We start from the raw sequence: 18,316 nt of genomic DNA on the forward strand, positions 1-18,316 counted from the left end.
GCGTTTAGGTGACACGCGGCGCATAGGAATTCGAGTTGAGCGGGGGGAGATCCGTATAAGAATCTCATAATGACGGCGCGGGCTCGAAAGGCGCTCGGTGTCTGCACGACCGTGATAGCAAAAATAAAAAGGCCTCCGCGAGGGAGGCCTTTCTGTGGCTCGTCTATATCTTAGTTCGTCACTCAGCTGGGCTGGCCGTGAAATTGCCGATGATCGTTTTGTGATGCCTTGCTTCCATGCTGATCTGGAAAATGAAGAAGGCAATAAAGAATGCAAGGATGGCGAGCGTGAAAAGAATTTCGTCGCCATGGAACGGATAGATCGCGCTCATCTCGGGAAGTTTTTCGAAGCCAGAGACACCCGTGTTCATGAAGCTCTCCTTTGGATCTTGTGGAATATGAGAGCCGGCGGCGGGATAGTTCGCCGCCGGCGTAAAGATTAGATTTTGAGTTCCTTACGCTGCAGAGCCTCAAAGGCTGCCTCAGCTCCCGACAGGTTCGGGTAAGTCGTCTCGATGTGCTCGCCATCGAGACCCGTCAGTTCGACCTTCGGATCGACACGGAGTAGGCCCAGCATCTTCAGGACAAAGCCGATGATGTAGCCTGGGATCAGACCAAAGCCGAGGGCGAAAACGAGCGTCGCGATGGTGTTGCCGATCGGCGTTACGACCGGCAGACCTTGCGCGTTTGTACCGAACCAACCTGCACCTTCGGAAAGCGCAACCGCTGCGCCGGAGCTCGGCATGATTGCGGGGTAACCCCACAGCACAAATCCGGCGACGATGCCGCCGAACACGCCGCAATAGCCGTGCACCGCAACCGCGCCGACAGCGTCATCGAGTTTGTATTTCTTTTCGACCCAGTTATGCGCGTAGTACGCCATGATCGTACCGGCGACGGCAATCGCAAGAGCGACAACGGGATGGTAGAGGTCGTTGCCGGCGCTTGCCGAGATGAGGCCCGTGAGGCCGCCGGAGAACGTCCAGAAGGCGTTGCCGTTGGATACCAGATAGGCCGTCATCATGCCTCCGAAGAGGGCGAGCAAGAAGTTCATCGTGACGCCCGACAACGTGATCGGGAAGCCATAGATGTTCGTCGCGGTCCAGTAGGCGGGCTGGCCCTCGGCGGCGACGTTGGCCATCGGGATGTGGCAAGCGGCATAGAATCCAAAGAAGCCCACGTAGATCATGAAGAGACCCACGGTGACCATCCACGGATTGTGCGCCGGAATTTCGCGCGGCGTGCCGTCAGGCGCGAACTTGCCGATGCGCGGCCCCAGATGCATCAGGATGCCGAGCGTGGCAAAGCCCGAAACGGAGTGCAGAACAGCCGAGCAATACTGATCGTGGAAACCGAGGTATTGCGTCATCCAGCCGTTACCGGACCAGCCCCAAGCAGCGGGTACGACCCAAGCAATCGCGCCGACATAGATGGCGATGAGCAAGAATCCCGACGTCTTCGCGCGCTCGATGATCGAGCCCGAGACAATAGAGGCTGCCGTCATGCCGAAGAGTGCGAACGCGCCCCAGAAAACGCCGGAGATGCGATCCGATAGGTTGGGAGCGAGCTTATCGGACCATGGCTCGAAGCCGGTTGCGAAGCTGAGGCTTGTCGAGTTGACGGGCCAGCCCTGCATGCCGATGTAAATCCACATGCCGAAGAGGAAGAACGCAAGGCCGACGACGGGGATCGCCATCGCGTTCTTCAGAAGCGTGTGCTGGACGTTTTTGGTGCGGGCGACACCGACTTCGTACATGCAGAAGCCGATGTGAATGAAGAACATCAAAACGATCGTCAGGAAGAAATAAAACTCGGTGAATATCGTCAGCATTGCCGTGGATTGATCGGCCATAAGCGACTCCCCTCTCGTGCCTGGCCTGCCGTCTTGGCTGTCCGAGGCAGTTTCCTTACAAATTCGTAAGCGCAGGAATCGTGCCAAATGGTGCTTGGCCGTATTTTCATGTTCTTCTCAGGAAAATCAGCCGATTTTCCGGAAAACAAACGGCCAGATAGATCGATTAATTTGCAATTGTTTAAATTGTAGGCACTCGCGCGCGCCAGATATGCCGTTCGGCCTAACTTGACATTCGAGTTTGATGATTTGCGTTCAATATCTTTTGAGCTCGCGGAAGACGTGCGAGCTTACGGTGCACCGAACAACACCCTGATTTTGCGCGAGAGGTTCGGCGCGTTTCGAAAATCCCGCCAAAGATAGCCCCATTCCGACAATGCGATGTGAAGCGGCTTCGTGCTCGGCTCGCGGCCCTTCAGGCCAAATTTCAGCGCCTCGCCAGCGGGCTCAGCCGCGAACGATCCAAACAACCGGTCGAAGACGATAAGGACTGAGCCATAGTTCTTGTCGAGGCAGGTTTCATTCGACGCGTGATGGACACGATGATGCGCCGGCGTGTTCAAGACCCGTTCCAGCGGACCCAGGCGAACGGGAACGGCGGTGTGCAGGAAAAACTGATAGACAAGCCCCAGCCCGAGCGTCAGCCCGATGGCAGCCGGATGAAATCCGATGAGCGCCAACGGTAGAAAGAACAGAAACGCACCGCTGATCACGCCCGTCCAGCCGAGCCTGATGGCGGCCGACAGGTTGAAGTGCGTCGCTGAGTGATGCACGGCGTGTGTCGCCCAAAACCAGCGGACCTGGTGCGACGCGCGATGAAACCAATAGTAAAAGAACTCCACACCGAGAAACAGCGCGATCCAGCTCCAAACTGTATCTAGCGGAATGTCAAAAAGGCGATGCCGATAGCAGAACAGCATCGGGATCGCGACCAGGCCGCCGGTCAGAATACGCGACGCAAGATCGCCGACTGCGACGCCTATCGAAGCTACTGTCTCCCGCCCATCTTGCTCGTCAGCATGGTGTGCGAGCCGCATATAGAGAATCTCGACGGCAATGAATACCAGCGCAACAGGAAAGAAGCCGAAGAGCGGCCGGGGAGCAGTGCTCAGAAATGCCGGAATATCCGTCATGGGGCTTGCGTCCTTTGATTTTGAGAGTGCGCGCAACGGCAGGGAGGGCATTGCCCCTCCCCGTCTCGATGCCATGTCGTCTTCGGCGTTAGTTCGCCGCTGAATTCCTCACGGCGATAATGGCATCGCGGCATGGCTGACTGAGGCTTCCCGCCTTCTCCGAGAAACAACGGAGAATTCGGCCACCACCCGGCATCACACTGCCGCAGAGGCGCGCACGATCGTCCTTGCAGACGGCGAGCGCAGCGCGGGCGTTCGGATTATTGGCGAGAGCTTGAATCTGCGCCTTGGTGAGCGGTTTGTCGGAAGCAGCCTGTGCGAGCGCAATGCCCGCGGAAAAGCCGATCCAAGGTAGGGCAAACAAGGCAGCGAAAATGACGGGTCGCATCATGTACTCCGGGGTCAAAGGAAAAATGAAATAGCTTGGGTTGGCCCGGCGCCGTCATCGCGCCGAGCATTGTCTCTATGCGGCAGGTTTCAGTTTCGAGTGACCGAGCTATTGCGCGTTACGCTGCCGCCATATGGGCCGCTATAGGTCGCGGAATGATTGCACGTCCCGCCAGAACAGCTGGTGCTGCCATAGCGGTTCACAGTGTTTCCACGCGGACCGGTATAGCTCTGATGGGAAGCGCACGAGCCGTAGGCGCAGGAACCTGATCCCGACGAGTGCCAAGTTCCACCGCGAGGGCCAACGCCACCACTGGAGCGCTGCCATCCGGCCTCAGCCACGGTTGCGCCGGCGACGAACATAGCGGCGGCGACACAAAACGGAGCTATGACGAATTTCTTGAGGATCATGAGGGTTCTCCTTTGCAACCGTCACTCCGGGGTGGCGTGACGACAGGGAACCTCACCCGCTTGCGTATCCGGTGTATTTCAAACCGCCCCCCGAACTTTACGTTTTGTAACAGGACCTCGGAACGCTTGCACTCACACCGGGGCTGGCTTCACATCGCGACATGACCAACCGCCCGCATATCCTCATCATCGAAGACGACGCCGAGATCCGGTCCCTCGTGCAGGGCTACTTGCAGAAGCAGGGATTTCGGGTGGAGACGGGAGACGGCGGCGCCGCGCTCGACCGGCATCTGTCCGTTTTTGGAGAGCCGGACCTCATCGTGCTCGATATCATGCTGCCGGGCGAAGACGGCTTGTCGATCTGCCGGCGCTTGCGCGCCGGATCGCGCGTTCCGATCCTGATGCTGACGGCGCGCGGCGAGGATATCGATCGCATCGTCGGACTTGAGATCGGGGCCGACGACTATCTTCCGAAGCCATTCAATCCGCGCGAGCTGACGGCGCGCATTCGTGCCATCCTTCGGCGCAACGAGCCGCCGCACGTCGAGAAGAAGCGTCTAAAGCTCGGCGACATGATCATAGATCTCGAAGCGCGGTCGGTGACGGACGTAAGCGCCGCTCCCATTGAATTGACCAGCGCCGAATTCGACTTGCTCGAATGTTTTGTGACGCGTCCGGGACGCGTTCTGTCGCGCGAGCAATTAATGGACTGGACGCGCGGACGTCGCTCCGAACCACTCGACCGCACCATCGACGTTCAACTCAGCCGGCTGCGAAAGAAAATAGACCGCGGCGAGGTCCCCATGTTCAAGACGATGCGTAATGTCGGATACATTCTGGCGGCACGCATCGAGGAGGTTTGAGCGTGCTGTCGCGTCTTGGGTTTGTCGGCCGTCTCTCGGCAATCACTTTGCTGGCGCTGATAGGTCTGTGGGCGGTGGGCGCCGGGCTGTCCTACGTCACGCGCTCACCTTTGGTCACGACGCCTGGCGCGTTTCCGCTGCCGAACCAAATGGCTGCCATCGTCGAGTTGCTCGAGACGACGGATGGCGCCCGCCGAGAGACTGTTCTCAACGCTGTGAGAAGCGATACGCTCGGCGTCGAGATTGCCGACAAAGCTCCGGTAGTGGCCGTCGATCAACGGCGGCTCAAGGGGCTTGAATGGCTGGTCGAACGATACGTCAATGAACTCGGCAACCGCGAGGTGATTGCGGTCTCCGGCCCGACCGACATGGGCGTGGTTGCCGACATTCGCCCTGGGAGCCGGTGGATGCTGACGCGCCGCGTCGTCCGGATCGCAGTGGCTCTCAAAAGCGGCGGGTACGCTGTCTTTGAGCCGCGGGGCGAGATTTCGCGGCGATTTTTCGGCGTTCCGGCCGGCTATTGGCTGGCCGTACTCGGTTCCCTCGTTGGCATCGCGGCGTTGTTCGCGGTCTGGCGCGAGGCGCGACCTCTGAAAGAGCTGTCGCGCGCCGTAACGAGGTTCTCAGGCGATGGTACGCCGGTTGTGATTACGCCGCGCGGCGCGCCGGAACTCAAACGGCTGATCGAGGCGACGAACCGGATGCAAGAGCGCATTGCGACGCTTCTTCAAGGCCGGACCGTGCTGCTCGGCGCCGTGTCGCACGATCTCAAAACTTACATCACGCGACTGAAGCTCAGAACCGAGATGATTTCGGATCCGGATCAGCAGGCGCGCGCCGAGCGCGATCTCGACGACATGACAGTTCTCATCGACGATGCGCTAGCGGTAGCACGTGGCGGGTCGGAACAGGTTCGCATGGGCGTCGTCGATCTGGGGGAAGTGCTCGGCATGCTCTGCGCCGATCATCCGAATGTCGAGTTGGAGCTTCCAGGCAATACATTGACGCTGATGGGAGACGAGGTCGCGCTGCGACGACTTTTTACGAACCTAATCGACAACGCGCTCCGCTACGGTGCGAAAGCTCCGAAAGTGACGGCGGGCGCAATCGGCGGACGCGTGCGCGTTCTGATCGACGACGATGGCCCCGGCATTCCCGTTGCCGAGCGCGCTTTGGTCTTCGAGCCGTTCTACCGGCGCGAACCCTCGCGCAGCCGCGAGACTGGCGGCAGCGGCCTCGGGCTTGCGATCGCGAAGCAAATTGTCGAGCTTCACAATGGGTCCATCACGCTGGGAGACTCGCCGCGGGGCGGCCTTCGCGTCATCGTCGAGTTGCCGATGCGGGCCGAGAGGGCGTCGACCCAACCGCTACGCCGGTCGGCGTAACTAGGCTACGCCGTAGAGCGGCGAGGCGCGCAGATGGTCGATGCGCTCGCTGGTAACCGGATGGCTACGCAGATACGACGCAAGCCGGTCCTCGATATAGCCTTCGGGGATACCGCTCAGCGCACGATGATGATGCTCAAGCTTGGCAAGCGCGGTTTCGAGCGTCTTGGCATCGCCCGTCAACTCGAGAGCGAATGCGTCGGCCTCGATTTCACGGAAGCGGGATAGCGCAAGCATCAACAGCTCGGCGATTGCGGGGGCTCGCGTGAGCACCCACTGCAGCGAAGATTGCTGTTTGACGGCGCCGAAAGCGTGGACCGGTGCAAGGCCTGCCGCAGCAACGTCATTGATCGCGCGCTGCAGCTGCGCTGCCCATGACATCGTCGCGCTGTCGCCATTACAGATGTGCGCGATCTCGTGCGCGAAAATCGCCCCGACTTCTTTCGTGGTCATGCCACACAGCAACCCTTCGGTGAAGGTGACGATCGCATCGTTCGGACCGCCGAATGCATAGGCGTTCATCGCCCTCTGCCCGATCAGCACGCAGATGCGAGGCCGTTGCGGCAGTTTTGCGCGCCAGCAGATGCGATCGATTTCGGCGAACAGCTCGGGAGCGTCCGCCGGCTCGAGCGTGCGGATCGCAAAATGATCACGCGGAGTGTTTTGCATTTCCGGGCCGCGATGACGACAAGGCGTGCCGCGCGCAACGGCGCGTCTTACGCCTTCGTCGCCGCCGACGATCCATCCGCATGATGCGAGGAGCAACAGCAATCCCGCACGGACGTGACGGGAGAGCCGGTCGTTTTCGGCACGTTGTGACTGCGGCTGAAACGGAGCGGACGGATTGCCTGAGCGGTCGCAAGGCGCGAACGCGCGGGAGATATCGACCATGCCGCACGCAGCTGGGCTGCCTGGAATTCCATCAACATGGAATGGCGGCCATCGATTGGCGCGAAGGAAGGTGCCGAAATCTCCCGGTAAATCCACGATTTTCGCTGTTCCCCGATAAGTGACAAAAGCTTATCAGGAGTTTTGCGAATTTCGCGCCAGTCACATCATTTTCCGTCAAAAAACTGACGAAAATGCCGGACGACCACAGGACTGAGGATTATCGGTCACGGTTTAGAGGCATGATATCGGGCGTCGGCACACGCAGACAAGCAGCGCGAACGCGCGCGGACGAATCGCGCGGCGCGTCCGTTGACAAAGCCTCAGCTCAGCCGTCTCGTCTCGCGCACTCAGTGCATGGCTCGGCCCGATCCGTTTTGCTCGTTCTGTGCCCTCTCACGGATGGGCGGCAGTTCGGGACGAATGGAGCGAACGACAGTGATCGCACGATACGCCTGCAGGATCAGAGCAAACGCCGACTGATAATCGCGCGCATCGAACGCCCGCCGCGCCTGCTCGACGACACCGCTATAGGTATCCAGGCCGGGATAGCGGCTGGCGTTTCGCTGAAGATACGCCGAGACGTTTCGGAGAGAGTCGAGGATGATATCTTCCGTGAAGGCAACGGCGGCTTGTTGCTCAAGTTGCGCGGCGTTACCGCCAGCAAGATGCAACGGACCTTGCTGACCGAAAGCATCAGACTGAAAGCGCATCAATAATGGCACGAGATTTTCGAGCAGCCCGATGAGGGCTTGCGTATCTGCGTGCGTATCCTGCGATCTGCCGCCCTGATCGGAGCGCTGAGACTCGTTCGACATGGGTGATCCTCACCTCTTGAAATGGGGAAGAAAGCGCCACCCATGAAAGGGCGGCGCTTCCGGTTGGCTTGGGGAGAGCGAATGCGGGCGTCAGCAGGCGCCGCGCTGCATGTTCGGCTGCTGATTGATCGCCTGGAGGTTCGCGATCACCTGCGGAAGGGCGGCCGTCAACTGACGGACGATCTCGCCGACTTCGACCTGGTTCAGCTGACGCTGCTGGCCCATGCCCTGGTTGCCGCCAAAGGCGGCGTGGCCCTGATTGCCGCCGAACGATCCGAAGGCGTTCGGCTGGTTCTGACCGAAGAGCGACAACTGATACGGGTTCTGATTGCCGTAGCCGTAGGCACCCTGATTGTGCTGACCCGGATTGTTCCAACCCTGGTTATTCCAGCCTTGGTTGCCCCAGCCGAGGTTATTGAGACCCTGGCCGCCGCCGTAGACGGCGTTAGCATAAGACCCCTGCTGGCCCTGTTGCTGCAGGAGGCCAACGATCTGGGGGATGACAGGCAGTATCTGGCGAACCACCTCATTCACATCCTGCTGCGAAAGATTGCGCGTAGCTCCGCCATAAGCTGCTCCGAACCCAGCGCCGTAACCGCCCTGACCGAACGCAGCCTGTGACTGCTGGGCCTGAGCGATGACCTGCGGCAGGATCGGCATAAGCTGGCGAACGACCTCACCGACGTCGTGATGAGACAGCTGCCGCTGGCCGCCGAACTGACCACCGAAATTCTGGCCGCCGAAGTTCGGACCATAGCCGAAGGCCGACTGCCCTAATCCGGCGTTCCAGGCGTGCTGAGGCTGGGCGAAAGCCTGTGCACCCCATGCCTGTCCCCAGGCCTGCGCGGGGTTCGGGTTCCAGCCGCCATAGTAGCTGTTGGGGTTCTGTTGAAAGGCGTTCTGGAGGTTATCGCTGTGAATCATAGTCAGGTACTCCTCGAGCGATGCATGACCATCGATGAACGGAGCCACACCACGACTTTGGTGCGCCTCTTGGAGACGTGTCTTGCGACACGGGCCGCCACTCCGACGGCGTCTGTTAGGTGGCATTCAGTCCGCTCAATTCCAGGGCCTAATTCAGATTATTTTCCCTTTTTATTTCGCATCGATATTCAATGAATTCAGCACATTATATTTGACGCAATAATTCTTATTTGACTCGCACAACCATATAAGAAAAGCAGCAAAGCGCTCTGCATTCCACATGCCATTTTGAATCCTTCAAAACTCACTAACAGACTGGAAAACAATAGTTTTTATGTGTCCGATATTTCACAAATATAAAACACGCGTGTTTTATCTATTCGGCAGCACCGTTTATTCTGCAGAAGAAAATCAATTGCCGGATATACGAAGAAATATATCTCACGGCATATGCCCATGAGCCTTAATACCAATCACCTATTCCGGCACCAGCAAACATCCGGATCACATTGAACCGCAATTCGCAATCAATTGTGATCCGATGTTATTGCCCCGCTCGGAGCATGAAGCGCAAAATCTGCCAACCAATCGCGTGGCGGCCGTCGCTGCGCGAATGAGCACTGGCGCCTCGCTATACGAGGTTTGGCGGCCTGTTTGTTTCAGTGCTTCTCGCGACGATGTGCGAGTGGCGCGCCGTCAGCCGCACGCGCTAGCGGCAGCATTTCTCAGCAAGGTTTTGAGGCACGACGTCCAAACGCAAAACGCCATCGACCGCCTAGCAGCGGAACGGTGAAAGCTTTTCTGTCAGGAAGCGCGGCTGAAGCGCGTCAGGGAGCCGGATCCCAGTAATTCGGCTCCGAAACCGCAGCGGTGTTTGCAGCGGTCTCTTCGGTGAGGTAGCGGCGATTGACCCAGCCTACGAGCGTCTGGTGTTTCACGGGGCACCAGTCGTTCTGGCATGGCCCGGTGATGGTGATGCCACGGCTGTTGGGCGCAATGCCGCCGACGGACTGGTAGTCAGATGATGGACCGGTGCGAATGTTGAGAACGTCGCTCGGATCGACACCAGCAACGCGAAACGGCTTCCGATCAGCGCGCGGGGCTTGGATCTTCGCGACTTCGACTTTTGCGCGATGGGTCTTGGCGGCGACCTTGACCGACGTAAAAAACTGCGGCTTCACCGATGCGACGGCGACGGGATCGTGATGTTGCGGCCGGACTGCCGGACGCGGTGCGGGAACATGGAAGGCGACGGTCGTCGTCGCGGCGCCAATGTGTTTCGGCGCAGCAGCAGCTACAGCCACTGTCGACATGTTGGAATGAGCAGCTTGCTCGGAAGCGCGAGGCTTGGCCTCGGCCGTGGGTGTGGAAGCCTGGAGCGGCGAAGGCTTCGCGTCCGGCTCATTCGCAGCCACCTCAACCTCGGACTTCTTGTCCACCCGCTTGCGTACCGGAGCCGCCGGCTTCTTTGCCTCGGCAACGATCGTGGCAGGCTTGGCGACAGGCGTGCCGCGTTCGACGATGGTTCCGGTCCCGGTGTCGCCGTTGTCCTTCCGCCAGGTGAACCGGTCGCCGTTCAAAGTGATCGTGGCGCACCGCTGCTCGGCGTCAAACCAGCGAAACCATTTGAAGCAAACTTTATTTTCGGTGACCCACCAGCGGCCACGATCCTTGGAGGCACCCAGTACCGCGCCCAGGGCGGTGCCTGCCTCGCCCGACATCAGGCCATCGTGGCCGATGTGAACAGAAACCGTGCTCCCGACAGGTGTATCGAGTGCCAAATGCGATCCGCCAAGCGTCGTTTTGATGGCTTCGCCCGTGAGCTGGACCTCGCCAGCCGCAACGGGGCTTGCAGCAAAACAGCCAAGCAACAGAACGAATTTACGCACATCAGCTCCTGCACGGGTCGAGTTAAAGACTTTGCTAGCTAAGTGTGGCAGAGATTCGATTGCGGCCGGGTAAATGAACGTGCCTATACGACCAATGCCGGGTGCGGTGTCCTGACTCATGCCAGGACACTCGTCGGGCAGCCTAAGATGTATGCGCTATTGCCACGACGTGTTGTATTGACGAACCATCTCAGGCTGAGCAGAAGTCTCGCTCACGATGGTCGTTTCTGGACCTCTACCTGCTTTGATTTCATGGCCCTTTGGGGGTGGGCGACATGCGGCTGATTTGGAAGCTAAGCTTTGTGATGTCGGCCGTAATGACAGCAGGCCTGCAGATGCCCACCGCGGCGCGCGCCGAGGACACGTGCCCGAAAGGGACGCTCGGAGTGTCGCGAACGATCGAAGTGGATACCACGGGCGGCCCGTGGTTTGGGGAGCCGCATGGGGATCCGAAATTTCTCGCGCCGGGCGAAGTCGTACTGACCTTCGACGACGGCCCCTCGCCGCAGGACACGCGCAAGGTTTTGGCCGCTCTCGCCAAGGAGTGCACCAAGGCGACGTTCTTCATGGTTGGTGAGATGGTGGCCCTCCATCCGGAGGTCGTCAAAGAAGTCGCCGAACAGGGACACACGATCGGGACGCATACCTGGTCTCATCCCAACGTCGCGCGTCTGACGCTTCCCGAGATCAAACAGGAAGTCGAAGCGACTTTCGATATCGTGCAGAAGAACAGCCCAGAACCGGTCGCGCCGTTTTTCCGCTATCCTTATCTCAGCAGCAGCAAGCTGTCGGAAGACTATTTCAAGAGCCGCAACATTGCGCAGTTCGCGGTTGACGTCGATTCGAACGACTGGCGTGTGCGGAGTTCGGCTCCAGTTATTGCGCGTGTGATGGCGGGGCTCAAGGCGCGCGGTCGCGGCATCATCCTGATGCATGACATTCATAAGTGGACGGCCGACGCCGTTCCACAACTGCTCGCAAAGCTGAAGGCCGGGGGCTACAAGGTCGTTCAGCTCAAAGCCAAGGCGCCAGTGCAGGTCATCGCCGACGTATTGCCGCCGGCGCCGAAGCCGGTCACCAAGCGCAGCTCGCGAAAGATCAAGCGCAAGGCTTATACAAAATATTCTTCACACGCTCGAAGGGCCTCGCTTCGACGGAAATCGGCCGCCGTCGACTAGCGGTGATAGCGATATTCTACGAGAATGCATGATCTAGCACGCATGAGCTGCATATAGCGCCCTAAGCAAGATTGGGCTTGCGCCGGTTGTCGATCCGAGCGAATTTACATTTTGTTGACAATGCAGCACCGCGTTTGGACGTTGCGCTAGACGTGTCAAGAATTGGCAGAGATCTTTTTCCCATCAATATCGAGATCATCAGAGCGATATTGGAATCCGCGCAGGAGGCATGGAACTCCGGAAGCGTCGAAGGCGTGCTGGATAAATACGTAGAAGACATCATCTACACTACGAATACCGGTGGCCCCAAAGGGGAATCCGTGACGATTCAGGGAAAGGAAAACGTCCGCCACCGCTATCTCACTGCGATGGAACAAGTCGAAAGCAGATCGCAGATCGAATACCTTCGCTGGGACAACGGCCTGGTCCGCACGCGACTGCTGGTCGATATGCAACATCGGGAAACGGGCGTCGTTTTGACAACCCGACTTCGGCAAATCATCCGTTTCCGGGGATTTCTCATCGCGGAAATTCAAGACTTCCACGATGCTGCAAGATTGGCTGCGTTCTGGCGATTTGTGGGAGCCACTCTGGAGCATCCACAGCAGAAAACAGAATCCGTCTGATAGATCTGCCGTCGCGGCGGCTATCAGCCGAACGTGAAGGCGAAAGCCTGCACGCCGGGATCGAGAAACTCGATCTTGAAAGTGCGATCTGAGATCGTTCCCGATTGACGTACAAGCTGATAGAGCCGCTGCGAGGTGACCGTGCCATCGCCGCTCGCGTCAGTGTCTGCGCCATGACTGGCATCCGGCGCCTTACCGTCGACGGTGACTTTGAAGCGCACGGGTTTGCCATCCGGCCCTGGTCCCAAAACGAGGTGCAGGTCACGCGCATGGAACCGAAAGCTGATGCTGCCACCTGCCGCATTCAGCGCGGCGTGCTCAGGCGTGATCGTCCAGTTGCCGTTCAGCGCCCAATCGTTCAGCTCGTCGGGCTTGCCGGTATAATCGTGAGACGCGTCGCGAACAGCGCCGCCCGGCGAGACAAAGTTTTCCGCGCGACGGTAACCGACATACGTCTCGGGGGATTTCACCGTGTCGGAGGGCTGCGCCTCGATGCCCGAACCATCGACCGAGACGATGCCGGTCGAGACATTCTTGTGTCCCGCTTCCGCAAGTAGTTTCTGAATGACACGCTCGGAACCGTCATAGTCGCCTTCGCCGAAGTGATGGTGACGGATGTTGCCATTGGCGTCGATAAAGTAGTGCGCGGGCCAATACTCGTTATTGAAGGCGCGCCAGATCGCGTAGTTATTGTCGATCGCGACCGGGTACGTGATACCGAGATCCGAGACTGCCTGCTTGACGTTCGCGATCTTCTTCTCGAAGGCAAACTCTGGCGCGTGCACGCCGACGACGACCAAACCTTCGTCCTTATACTTCTTTGCCCAGGCTTCGACATAAGGTAGCGCGCGCAAGCAGTTGATGCACGAGTAGGTCCAAAAGTCGACCAGTACGACTTTTCCTTTGAGGGCTTCGCGCGTCAGCGGCGGAGAGTTGAGCCATTCGACGGCACCATCGATTGAGGGCATCTTGCCTTCGATGGGAAGCTCACCCTTGTCGTTCGACGCGACGGCGGTTTCAGCGTTCGGCATCATGGAGCGGCCGCCGAACATATCGACCAGACGCTGTTCGAGAGAGGACGTGCTCGCAAGCGACAGACGGGTGAGAACGCCGGTGTCGGCGCCCATAGCAATTGCGCCTGCCGCGACCAAGACGAGGACGCCGACGCCGCGGCGCACCCACTCGCCGACGCCAAGCGAGCGCTTCATGGCTGCGAACACACGTCCACCTGCCAGCAGTGCTAGAGCGAGCGATGTCGCTGCGCCTGCCGCATAGGCGAGCAGCAGCAACGTCGTCGTTGCGCTTGCACCGTTAAGTGCAGCACCTGTCAGGATGAGACCGAGCACGGGACCGGCGCAGGGCGCCCACAGCAAGCCGATAGCGACACCGAGCAGCAGCGACGGCCAGAACGCGGCGTGGCCGGCTGCAGCGCTGTCAGCGCGTTTCGAGAGCCGGTCACCAAGTGCGACGAGCGGTTGGGTGAGACGTTCGGAAAGGCCGGGAAAGATGAGCGCGAGACCGAAGAGCGCGACCAGAACAAGCGCGGCATAGCGGCCATATTCGTTGGCGGCAACGGCCCAACCGCCGCCGACAGCCGCCAGCGTCGCAACAACAGCGAACGTCGCCGCCATGCCAATGAGAGTCGGCAAGCCGCTTTGCAGGAACGGCTTATCGGCTCGCGCGAAGACGAATGGCAGCACGGGCAAAATGCACGGACTGACGATGGTGAGAACGCCGCCGACGTATGCGAGGAGGAGCAGAAGCATTTCCGGTCTCTATCGTGAACGAACTGTCATGAGCCAGCTCTCAATCGAAAGCTATGGCCGTTGCTCATCAGTACGTGGCGTCGAGATCGGACGTTACAATGTTCACGCGGCGCGGGTATTCGCCCAAATAGAGGCGGTCCGAGACGTGAATGCGCAGCGCAAAATGGTGTTTGAGCGCCTGGGCCAGAAGGGGCGCCTCGTCCCAGATAGACTCGTGGCGCCGACTGCAAGAGCCGGCGCCACGATAATGCGTTAGGCAGCCTTCGCGGCAGCGCCGGCCGGCACTTCCGAGATCGTCTTCAGAACCTGGGACGCGATCGCGTATGGGTCGCCCTGCGAGTTCGGGCGGCGATCTTCAAGGTAGCCCTTGTAGTTGTTCTTCACGAACGAGTGCGGAACACGGATCGAAGCGCCGCGGTCGGCAACGCCGTAGCTGAACTTGTTCCACGGCGCGGTCTCGTGCTTGCCGGTCAGACGCTTGTCGTTGTCCGGGCCGTAGACGTTGATGTGGTCCATCAGGTTCTTGTCGAAGGCCTTCATCAGCGCTTCGAAATAATCCTTGCCGCCGACCGTGCGCATGTACTCGGTCGAGAAGTTGCAGTGCATGCCCGATCCATTCCAGTCGGTGTCGCCGAGCGGCTTGCAATGGAACTCGATGTCGACGCCATACTTTTCCGTGAGACGGAGAAGCAGGTAGCGCGCCATCCACATCTCGTCGGCAGCCTTCTTGGAGCCCTTACCGAAGATCTGGAATTCCCACTGGCCTTTCGCCACTTCGGCGTTGATGCCTTCGTGGTTGATGCCGGCAGCCAAGCAGAGATCAAGGTGTTCTTCGACGATCGAGCGGGCAACGTCACCGACGTTCTTGTAGCCGACGCCGGTGTAATACTCGCCCTGCGGGGCCGGATAGCCTTCAGCCGGGAAGCCGAGCGGACGGCCGTTCTTGTAGAAGAAGTATTCCTGCTCGAAGCCAAACCATGCGCCGGAATCGTCCAGAATGGTCGCGCGCTTGTTGGAAACGTGCGGCGTGACGCCGTCGGGCATCATGACTTCGCACATGACCAGTACGCCGTTGGTGCGCGCCGGATCGGGATAATGAGCAACCGGCTTCAGAACGCAGTCAGAGCTCGAGCCCTCAGCCTGCTTCGTGGAGGAACCGTCGAAGCCCCACAGCGGGAGATCGGCGAGATCAGGGAACGAGCTGTATTCCTTGATCTGTGTCTTGCCGCGCAGGTTGGGCACGGGCGTGTAGCCATCGAGCCAAATATACTCAAGTTTGTACTTCGTCATTCTGGACAGCTCCCTAAGTTGACGTCTGTGGAATTCCTATTGGATGCGCGGCCGCCGATCGCAGGGCTGGCTGCGCGAACCCGAAGGCGCGTTGGGCGCGACGTACGCGCACCAGCGTCGATGGAACATGGCGCTCATTGAGATATCCATGGTGAAGCCGCCATCACGCCGTCGGGCAACGTTAACAGCGGCTTCGAACATGCCTCCAGACACATTCCCGGCGAAGAGGCAGTCGCTCTCGACCTGGGAATCGTCAGTCAGCATCGAACCTCCTCAAATGAAGCATGGCCATCGGAGCCAAGGCTTGCGGCGGAACACAACGATGACTACGTGCGTTCAACAGCGCTGGCAATGCTACCGAAAGATGCAAAACCTGGCATGCTCATAATATAGGCAATTGCTGATTTCAATTGAGGCATCAGGAAAATCGGGCCATCATGAAGGACGAGCCGGTCATCTTTGGTACCCGGCGAAACGAAACGAGAGGCTAAAATGGAAGAAAGGCAATTACGTCCGACTGCTAAAATTTATCAATTCCCGAAGGGCGGACGTGCGGCCCTGCATGGTCAGGAACGCCTAGTTAAGTCTGGCGCAGCAATCTTGCCGGCATGGCATTTTCGCAAAGTCGGTTTCAGCGATTGCTGGTATCACGAAGAAGCCGTCGAGGAAGACGCCCGAGTGGTGCGTTGGAGCTGAGCTTTTGTGCTCGTCCATTCCGAAAGTCGACGAGATGTCCGCTGAATGATCGCGCGAAGGGTTGGCTCGAACCTTTTGCGCGAAACGGATGAATTTCAGCCGCTTCATTGAACTTCTATTAGCTCGATTGAACTTCCATTGGATCAAAAGCGATTTCTTTGCTGAGCGTCTCAACGCGATGTTCGGGATATTTTTCGCGTGGCTTCGTCTCCGCTAACCGGTTAACCTCCTCCAGACGACATCGCATTCAAGCGCCGAAAATCGACCAGCCCATTTTCTTGGCGAGCTTTTCGAGCGCGATCTGGCCCAGTCGAGAATTGCCCGTGGTGTCCAATCCTGGCGACCAGACGGCAATCGACGCCTTGCCGGGCGCGACCGCCAGGATGCCGCCACCGACACCGCTCTTGCCCGGCAGCCCCACGCGATAGGCGAACTCCCCGGAGCCATCGTAGTGGCCACACGTCAGCATGAGCGCGTTGATCCGACGCGCCCGTTCCGGTTGCACAACGGCAAGGCCGGTTGAGGGATTGCTGCCATTTTGTGCAAGAAAGCGCCCCGCCATGGCTAACTGGCGGCACGACATGGCGATGGCGCAGTGGTGAAAATAGACACCTAGAGTAAAATCCACCGGATTATCGAGAACGCCGAAAGATTTCATATAATTGGCGAGAGCGGCGTTGCGGAAGCCGGTTCGATGCTCAGAGGCGGCAACTTCTTGGTCGATCGTAACGGTCGGATCGTCGGCTAAAAATTGCATAAACCGCAAGATTTCACCCAGGGCTTCGCGTGGCTGGTGACCGGACAGAATCAAATCCGTCACGGCGATGGCGCCGGCGTTGATGAAGGGATTGCGCGGGATCCCCTGCTCGCGTTCGAGCTGGACAATCGAATTGAAAGGGCTGCCGGACGGCTCGCGACCGACACGCGTCCAGAGCCGGTTTCCGACCTTGCCCAGCGCCAGCGTCAGCGTGAAGACCTTCGAGATGCTTTGAATTGAAAACGGCACGTCGCCGTCGCCGCCGACAATGACGTTGCCGTCCGCTTCGATCACGGCGATGCCGAAGTACTTGGTATCGACGCAGGCAAGCTCGGGAATGTACGAGGCGACCGTGCCGCGCTCAGACATGCCACGCATCTCGTCGACTATCTCTTCGACCGCCGTCTGAAGTTTGCCCACCGAACTTCCCATCATGCCAATTGCGAACTGCTCACCTTCTAGCGGGCAGCCGTCAAATCGCACAAGTTCCGGAGCGGTGCTCGGCAATCGACGCGGCGCGGTGAAGCGCCGCGCGCACGCGGCGCGCGGCGTATCCATTAAACGGAGTGCGTCGATCGCTTCAGGCTGGTTGCGCCGCTTTGATGCCGTAGCGTGGCGCCGGATTGACGTTGCTGAGTTTGCCGGACATCGCTTTGCGAGCCGCCTCGTAAGTCTCCCAATCGGCAGCGTCCTGCAACGCCGGGATCGTCACGACCTCGCCGCTGTCGAGACCCGCGAGGGCGGCATCGACCATGTCCTCGGCCGACATCACCCACGATGTCGGCATGTTCGAGTGTGGAAAGCCAGCGATGTCCCAGAACTCGGTGGCTGTCGCGCCCGGCAGCACGGCCTGGATGCGCACACCCTTGTCGGCCAGTTCGTGCTGGAGCGATTGAGAGAAGGCTAGCACGTAAGCCTTCGAGCCACCGTAGACGCCATTGAGCAGTTCCGGCGCGATGCCAACAACAGACGAGATGTTGATGATCGTCCCCTTGCCGCGCGACACGAAGGCGGGAGCAGCGGCATACGCGAGGCGCGTCAGCGCCGTGACATTGAGATCGATCATCTCCACCATCTTGCCGATGTCGGACTGAAGAAGCGGAACGGCGGAACCGAAGCCCGCGTTGTTGACGAGCATCGTAATGGCCGGATTTTCCTTCAGCACGCTTTCGACCTTGGCCAGCGACGCCTTGTCGTTCAGATCTGCTGGAAGGATCGTGACCGAACGACCGGTCGTGCCGGAGATCCGTGCCGCTACGTCTTTCAAACGTTCCTCGTTGCGGGCGACGAGGATCAAATTGTAGCCCCTTTTTGCGAGACGGTCGGCGTAAATCGCGCCGATGCCGCTTGATGCGCCGGTGACGACGGCCGTGCCTTGCGATGCGCTCATAACAAATCTCCGTTTTATCTGGATGCGATGGCTGATAGGTAGGCTTGCATTGCCGTGTCTCAAA

Annotated in this window: 17 protein-coding genes; 5 read left to right on the forward strand and 12 right to left on the reverse strand. The window is 59.2% G+C overall.

What is annotated here, in order from left to right; genetic code table 11:
* Window positions 1-178 precede the first annotated feature (178 nt).
* The 4 genes from HYPMC_RS14410 to HYPMC_RS14425 form a co-directional block, all read right to left on the reverse strand.
* The gene (locus HYPMC_RS14410; RefSeq protein ID WP_013948718.1) at window positions 179-370 is read right to left on the reverse strand and encodes a hypothetical protein; all 192 of its coding nucleotides are present in this window, start codon (window positions 368-370) and stop codon (window positions 179-181) included.
* Between the two features lie 68 nt (window positions 371-438).
* Window positions 439-1,851, reverse strand: a complete 1,413-nt coding sequence (locus HYPMC_RS14415; RefSeq protein ID WP_013948719.1) for an ammonium transporter — start codon at window positions 1,849-1,851, stop codon at window positions 439-441.
* 290 nt (window positions 1,852-2,141) lie between these two features.
* Window positions 2,142-2,984, reverse strand: coding sequence for a sterol desaturase family protein (locus HYPMC_RS14420; protein WP_050976793.1), 843 nt, complete (start codon window positions 2,982-2,984; stop codon window positions 2,142-2,144).
* 88 nt (window positions 2,985-3,072) lie between these two features.
* Window positions 3,073-3,375, reverse strand: a complete 303-nt coding sequence (locus HYPMC_RS14425) for a cysteine rich repeat-containing protein (protein ID WP_024276254.1) — start codon at window positions 3,373-3,375, stop codon at window positions 3,073-3,075.
* A gap of 568 nt (window positions 3,376-3,943) precedes the next feature.
* Here HYPMC_RS14425 and HYPMC_RS14430 point away from each other — a divergent pair.
* Entirely contained in the window at window positions 3,944-4,645 is a 702-nt protein-coding gene (locus HYPMC_RS14430; RefSeq protein WP_013948722.1) for a response regulator, read from the forward strand.
* 1,010 nt (window positions 4,646-5,655) lie between these two features.
* Entirely contained in the window at window positions 5,656-6,030 is a 375-nt protein-coding gene (locus tag HYPMC_RS25065) for a sensor histidine kinase (RefSeq protein WP_371199596.1), read from the forward strand.
* Here HYPMC_RS25065 and HYPMC_RS14440 read toward each other — a convergent pair whose 3' ends face one another.
* The 4 genes from HYPMC_RS14440 to HYPMC_RS23300 form a co-directional block, all read right to left on the reverse strand.
* Complete coding sequence (locus HYPMC_RS14440) at window positions 6,031-7,017, reverse strand: zinc metalloprotease HtpX (protein WP_155831264.1); 987 nt, start codon at window positions 7,015-7,017, stop codon at window positions 6,031-6,033.
* 251 nt (window positions 7,018-7,268) lie between these two features.
* Window positions 7,269-7,736 (reverse strand): hypothetical protein, encoded by a 468-nt coding sequence (locus tag HYPMC_RS14445; protein ID WP_013948725.1) that lies wholly within the window; start codon window positions 7,734-7,736, stop codon window positions 7,269-7,271.
* A 90-nt stretch (window positions 7,737-7,826) separates the two neighbouring features.
* Window positions 7,827-8,660: a hypothetical protein gene (locus tag HYPMC_RS14450; protein ID WP_013948726.1), complete on the reverse strand. Its 834-nt coding sequence runs from the start codon at window positions 8,658-8,660 to the stop codon at window positions 7,827-7,829.
* 827 nt (window positions 8,661-9,487) lie between these two features.
* Entirely contained in the window at window positions 9,488-10,549 is a 1,062-nt protein-coding gene (locus HYPMC_RS23300; RefSeq protein WP_024276257.1) for an SH3 domain-containing protein, read from the reverse strand.
* A gap of 275 nt (window positions 10,550-10,824) precedes the next feature.
* Between HYPMC_RS23300 and HYPMC_RS14465 the strand changes: the two genes are divergently transcribed.
* On the forward strand, window positions 10,825-11,727 hold the full coding sequence (locus HYPMC_RS14465; RefSeq protein WP_013948729.1) for a polysaccharide deacetylase family protein: 903 nt from the start codon (window positions 10,825-10,827) through the stop codon (window positions 11,725-11,727).
* 77 nt (window positions 11,728-11,804) lie between these two features.
* Window positions 11,805-12,353, forward strand: coding sequence for a nuclear transport factor 2 family protein (locus HYPMC_RS14470; protein WP_157135444.1), 549 nt, complete (start codon window positions 11,805-11,807; stop codon window positions 12,351-12,353).
* Window positions 12,354-12,376: 23 nt separating this feature from the next.
* Here HYPMC_RS14470 and HYPMC_RS14475 read toward each other — a convergent pair whose 3' ends face one another.
* Both HYPMC_RS14475 and HYPMC_RS14485 read right to left on the reverse strand, forming a co-directional pair.
* The gene (locus tag HYPMC_RS14475) at window positions 12,377-14,119 is read right to left on the reverse strand and encodes a cytochrome c biogenesis protein DipZ (protein ID WP_013948731.1); all 1,743 of its coding nucleotides are present in this window, start codon (window positions 14,117-14,119) and stop codon (window positions 12,377-12,379) included.
* 252 nt (window positions 14,120-14,371) lie between these two features.
* Complete coding sequence (locus HYPMC_RS14485) at window positions 14,372-15,409, reverse strand: glutamine synthetase beta-grasp domain-containing protein (protein WP_013948732.1); 1,038 nt, start codon at window positions 15,407-15,409, stop codon at window positions 14,372-14,374.
* A 492-nt stretch (window positions 15,410-15,901) separates the two neighbouring features.
* Here HYPMC_RS14485 and HYPMC_RS23775 point away from each other — a divergent pair, with 492 nt between their 5' ends.
* Window positions 15,902-16,105, forward strand: a complete 204-nt coding sequence (locus tag HYPMC_RS23775; protein ID WP_013948733.1) for a DUF2735 domain-containing protein — start codon at window positions 15,902-15,904, stop codon at window positions 16,103-16,105.
* A gap of 247 nt (window positions 16,106-16,352) precedes the next feature.
* Here the strand turns inward: HYPMC_RS23775 and HYPMC_RS14500 are convergent, their stop codons facing one another.
* Both HYPMC_RS14500 and HYPMC_RS14505 read right to left on the reverse strand, forming a co-directional pair.
* Complete coding sequence (locus HYPMC_RS14500) at window positions 16,353-17,294, reverse strand: glutaminase (protein ID WP_083832147.1); 942 nt, start codon at window positions 17,292-17,294, stop codon at window positions 16,353-16,355.
* A 148-nt stretch (window positions 17,295-17,442) separates the two neighbouring features.
* Entirely contained in the window at window positions 17,443-18,252 is an 810-nt protein-coding gene (locus HYPMC_RS14505; protein WP_013948735.1) for an SDR family oxidoreductase, read from the reverse strand.
* Between the last annotated feature and the right edge of the window lie 64 nt (window positions 18,253-18,316).

The sequence above is a fragment of the Hyphomicrobium sp. MC1 genome, from assembly GCF_000253295.1.
GTDB lineage: Bacteria > Pseudomonadota > Alphaproteobacteria > Rhizobiales > Hyphomicrobiaceae > Hyphomicrobium_B.

What these genes read in the sequence shown, in the direction of transcription:
- HYPMC_RS14410 (WP_013948718.1), bottom strand. Translation starts at nt 370, where the DNA reads ATGAACACGGGTGTCTCTGGCTTCGAAAAACTTCCCGAGATGAGCGCG.
- HYPMC_RS14415 (WP_013948719.1), bottom strand. Translation starts at nt 1,851, where the DNA reads ATGGCCGATCAATCCACGGCAATGCTGACGATATTCACCGAGTTTTAT.
- HYPMC_RS14420 (WP_050976793.1), bottom strand. Translation starts at nt 2,984, where the DNA reads ATGACGGATATTCCGGCATTTCTGAGCACTGCTCCCCGGCCGCTCTTC.
- HYPMC_RS14425 (WP_024276254.1), bottom strand. Translation starts at nt 3,375, where the DNA reads ATGATGCGACCCGTCATTTTCGCTGCCTTGTTTGCCCTACCTTGGATC.
- HYPMC_RS14430 (WP_013948722.1), top strand. Translation starts at nt 3,944, where the DNA reads ATGACCAACCGCCCGCATATCCTCATCATCGAAGACGACGCCGAGATC.
- HYPMC_RS25065 (WP_371199596.1), top strand. Translation starts at nt 5,656, where the DNA reads ATGGGAGACGAGGTCGCGCTGCGACGACTTTTTACGAACCTAATCGAC.
- HYPMC_RS14445 (WP_013948725.1), bottom strand. Translation starts at nt 7,736, where the DNA reads ATGTCGAACGAGTCTCAGCGCTCCGATCAGGGCGGCAGATCGCAGGAT.
- HYPMC_RS14450 (WP_013948726.1), bottom strand. Translation starts at nt 8,660, where the DNA reads ATGATTCACAGCGATAACCTCCAGAACGCCTTTCAACAGAACCCCAAC.
- HYPMC_RS14465 (WP_013948729.1), top strand. Translation starts at nt 10,825, where the DNA reads ATGCGGCTGATTTGGAAGCTAAGCTTTGTGATGTCGGCCGTAATGACA.
- HYPMC_RS14475 (WP_013948731.1), bottom strand. Translation starts at nt 14,119, where the DNA reads ATGCTTCTGCTCCTCCTCGCATACGTCGGCGGCGTTCTCACCATCGTC.
- HYPMC_RS14485 (WP_013948732.1), bottom strand. Translation starts at nt 15,409, where the DNA reads ATGACGAAGTACAAACTTGAGTATATTTGGCTCGATGGCTACACGCCC.
- HYPMC_RS23775 (WP_013948733.1), top strand. Translation starts at nt 15,902, where the DNA reads ATGGAAGAAAGGCAATTACGTCCGACTGCTAAAATTTATCAATTCCCG.
- HYPMC_RS14500 (WP_083832147.1), bottom strand. Translation starts at nt 17,294, where the DNA reads ATGGGAAGTTCGGTGGGCAAACTTCAGACGGCGGTCGAAGAGATAGTC.
- HYPMC_RS14505 (WP_013948735.1), bottom strand. Translation starts at nt 18,252, where the DNA reads ATGAGCGCATCGCAAGGCACGGCCGTCGTCACCGGCGCATCAAGCGGC.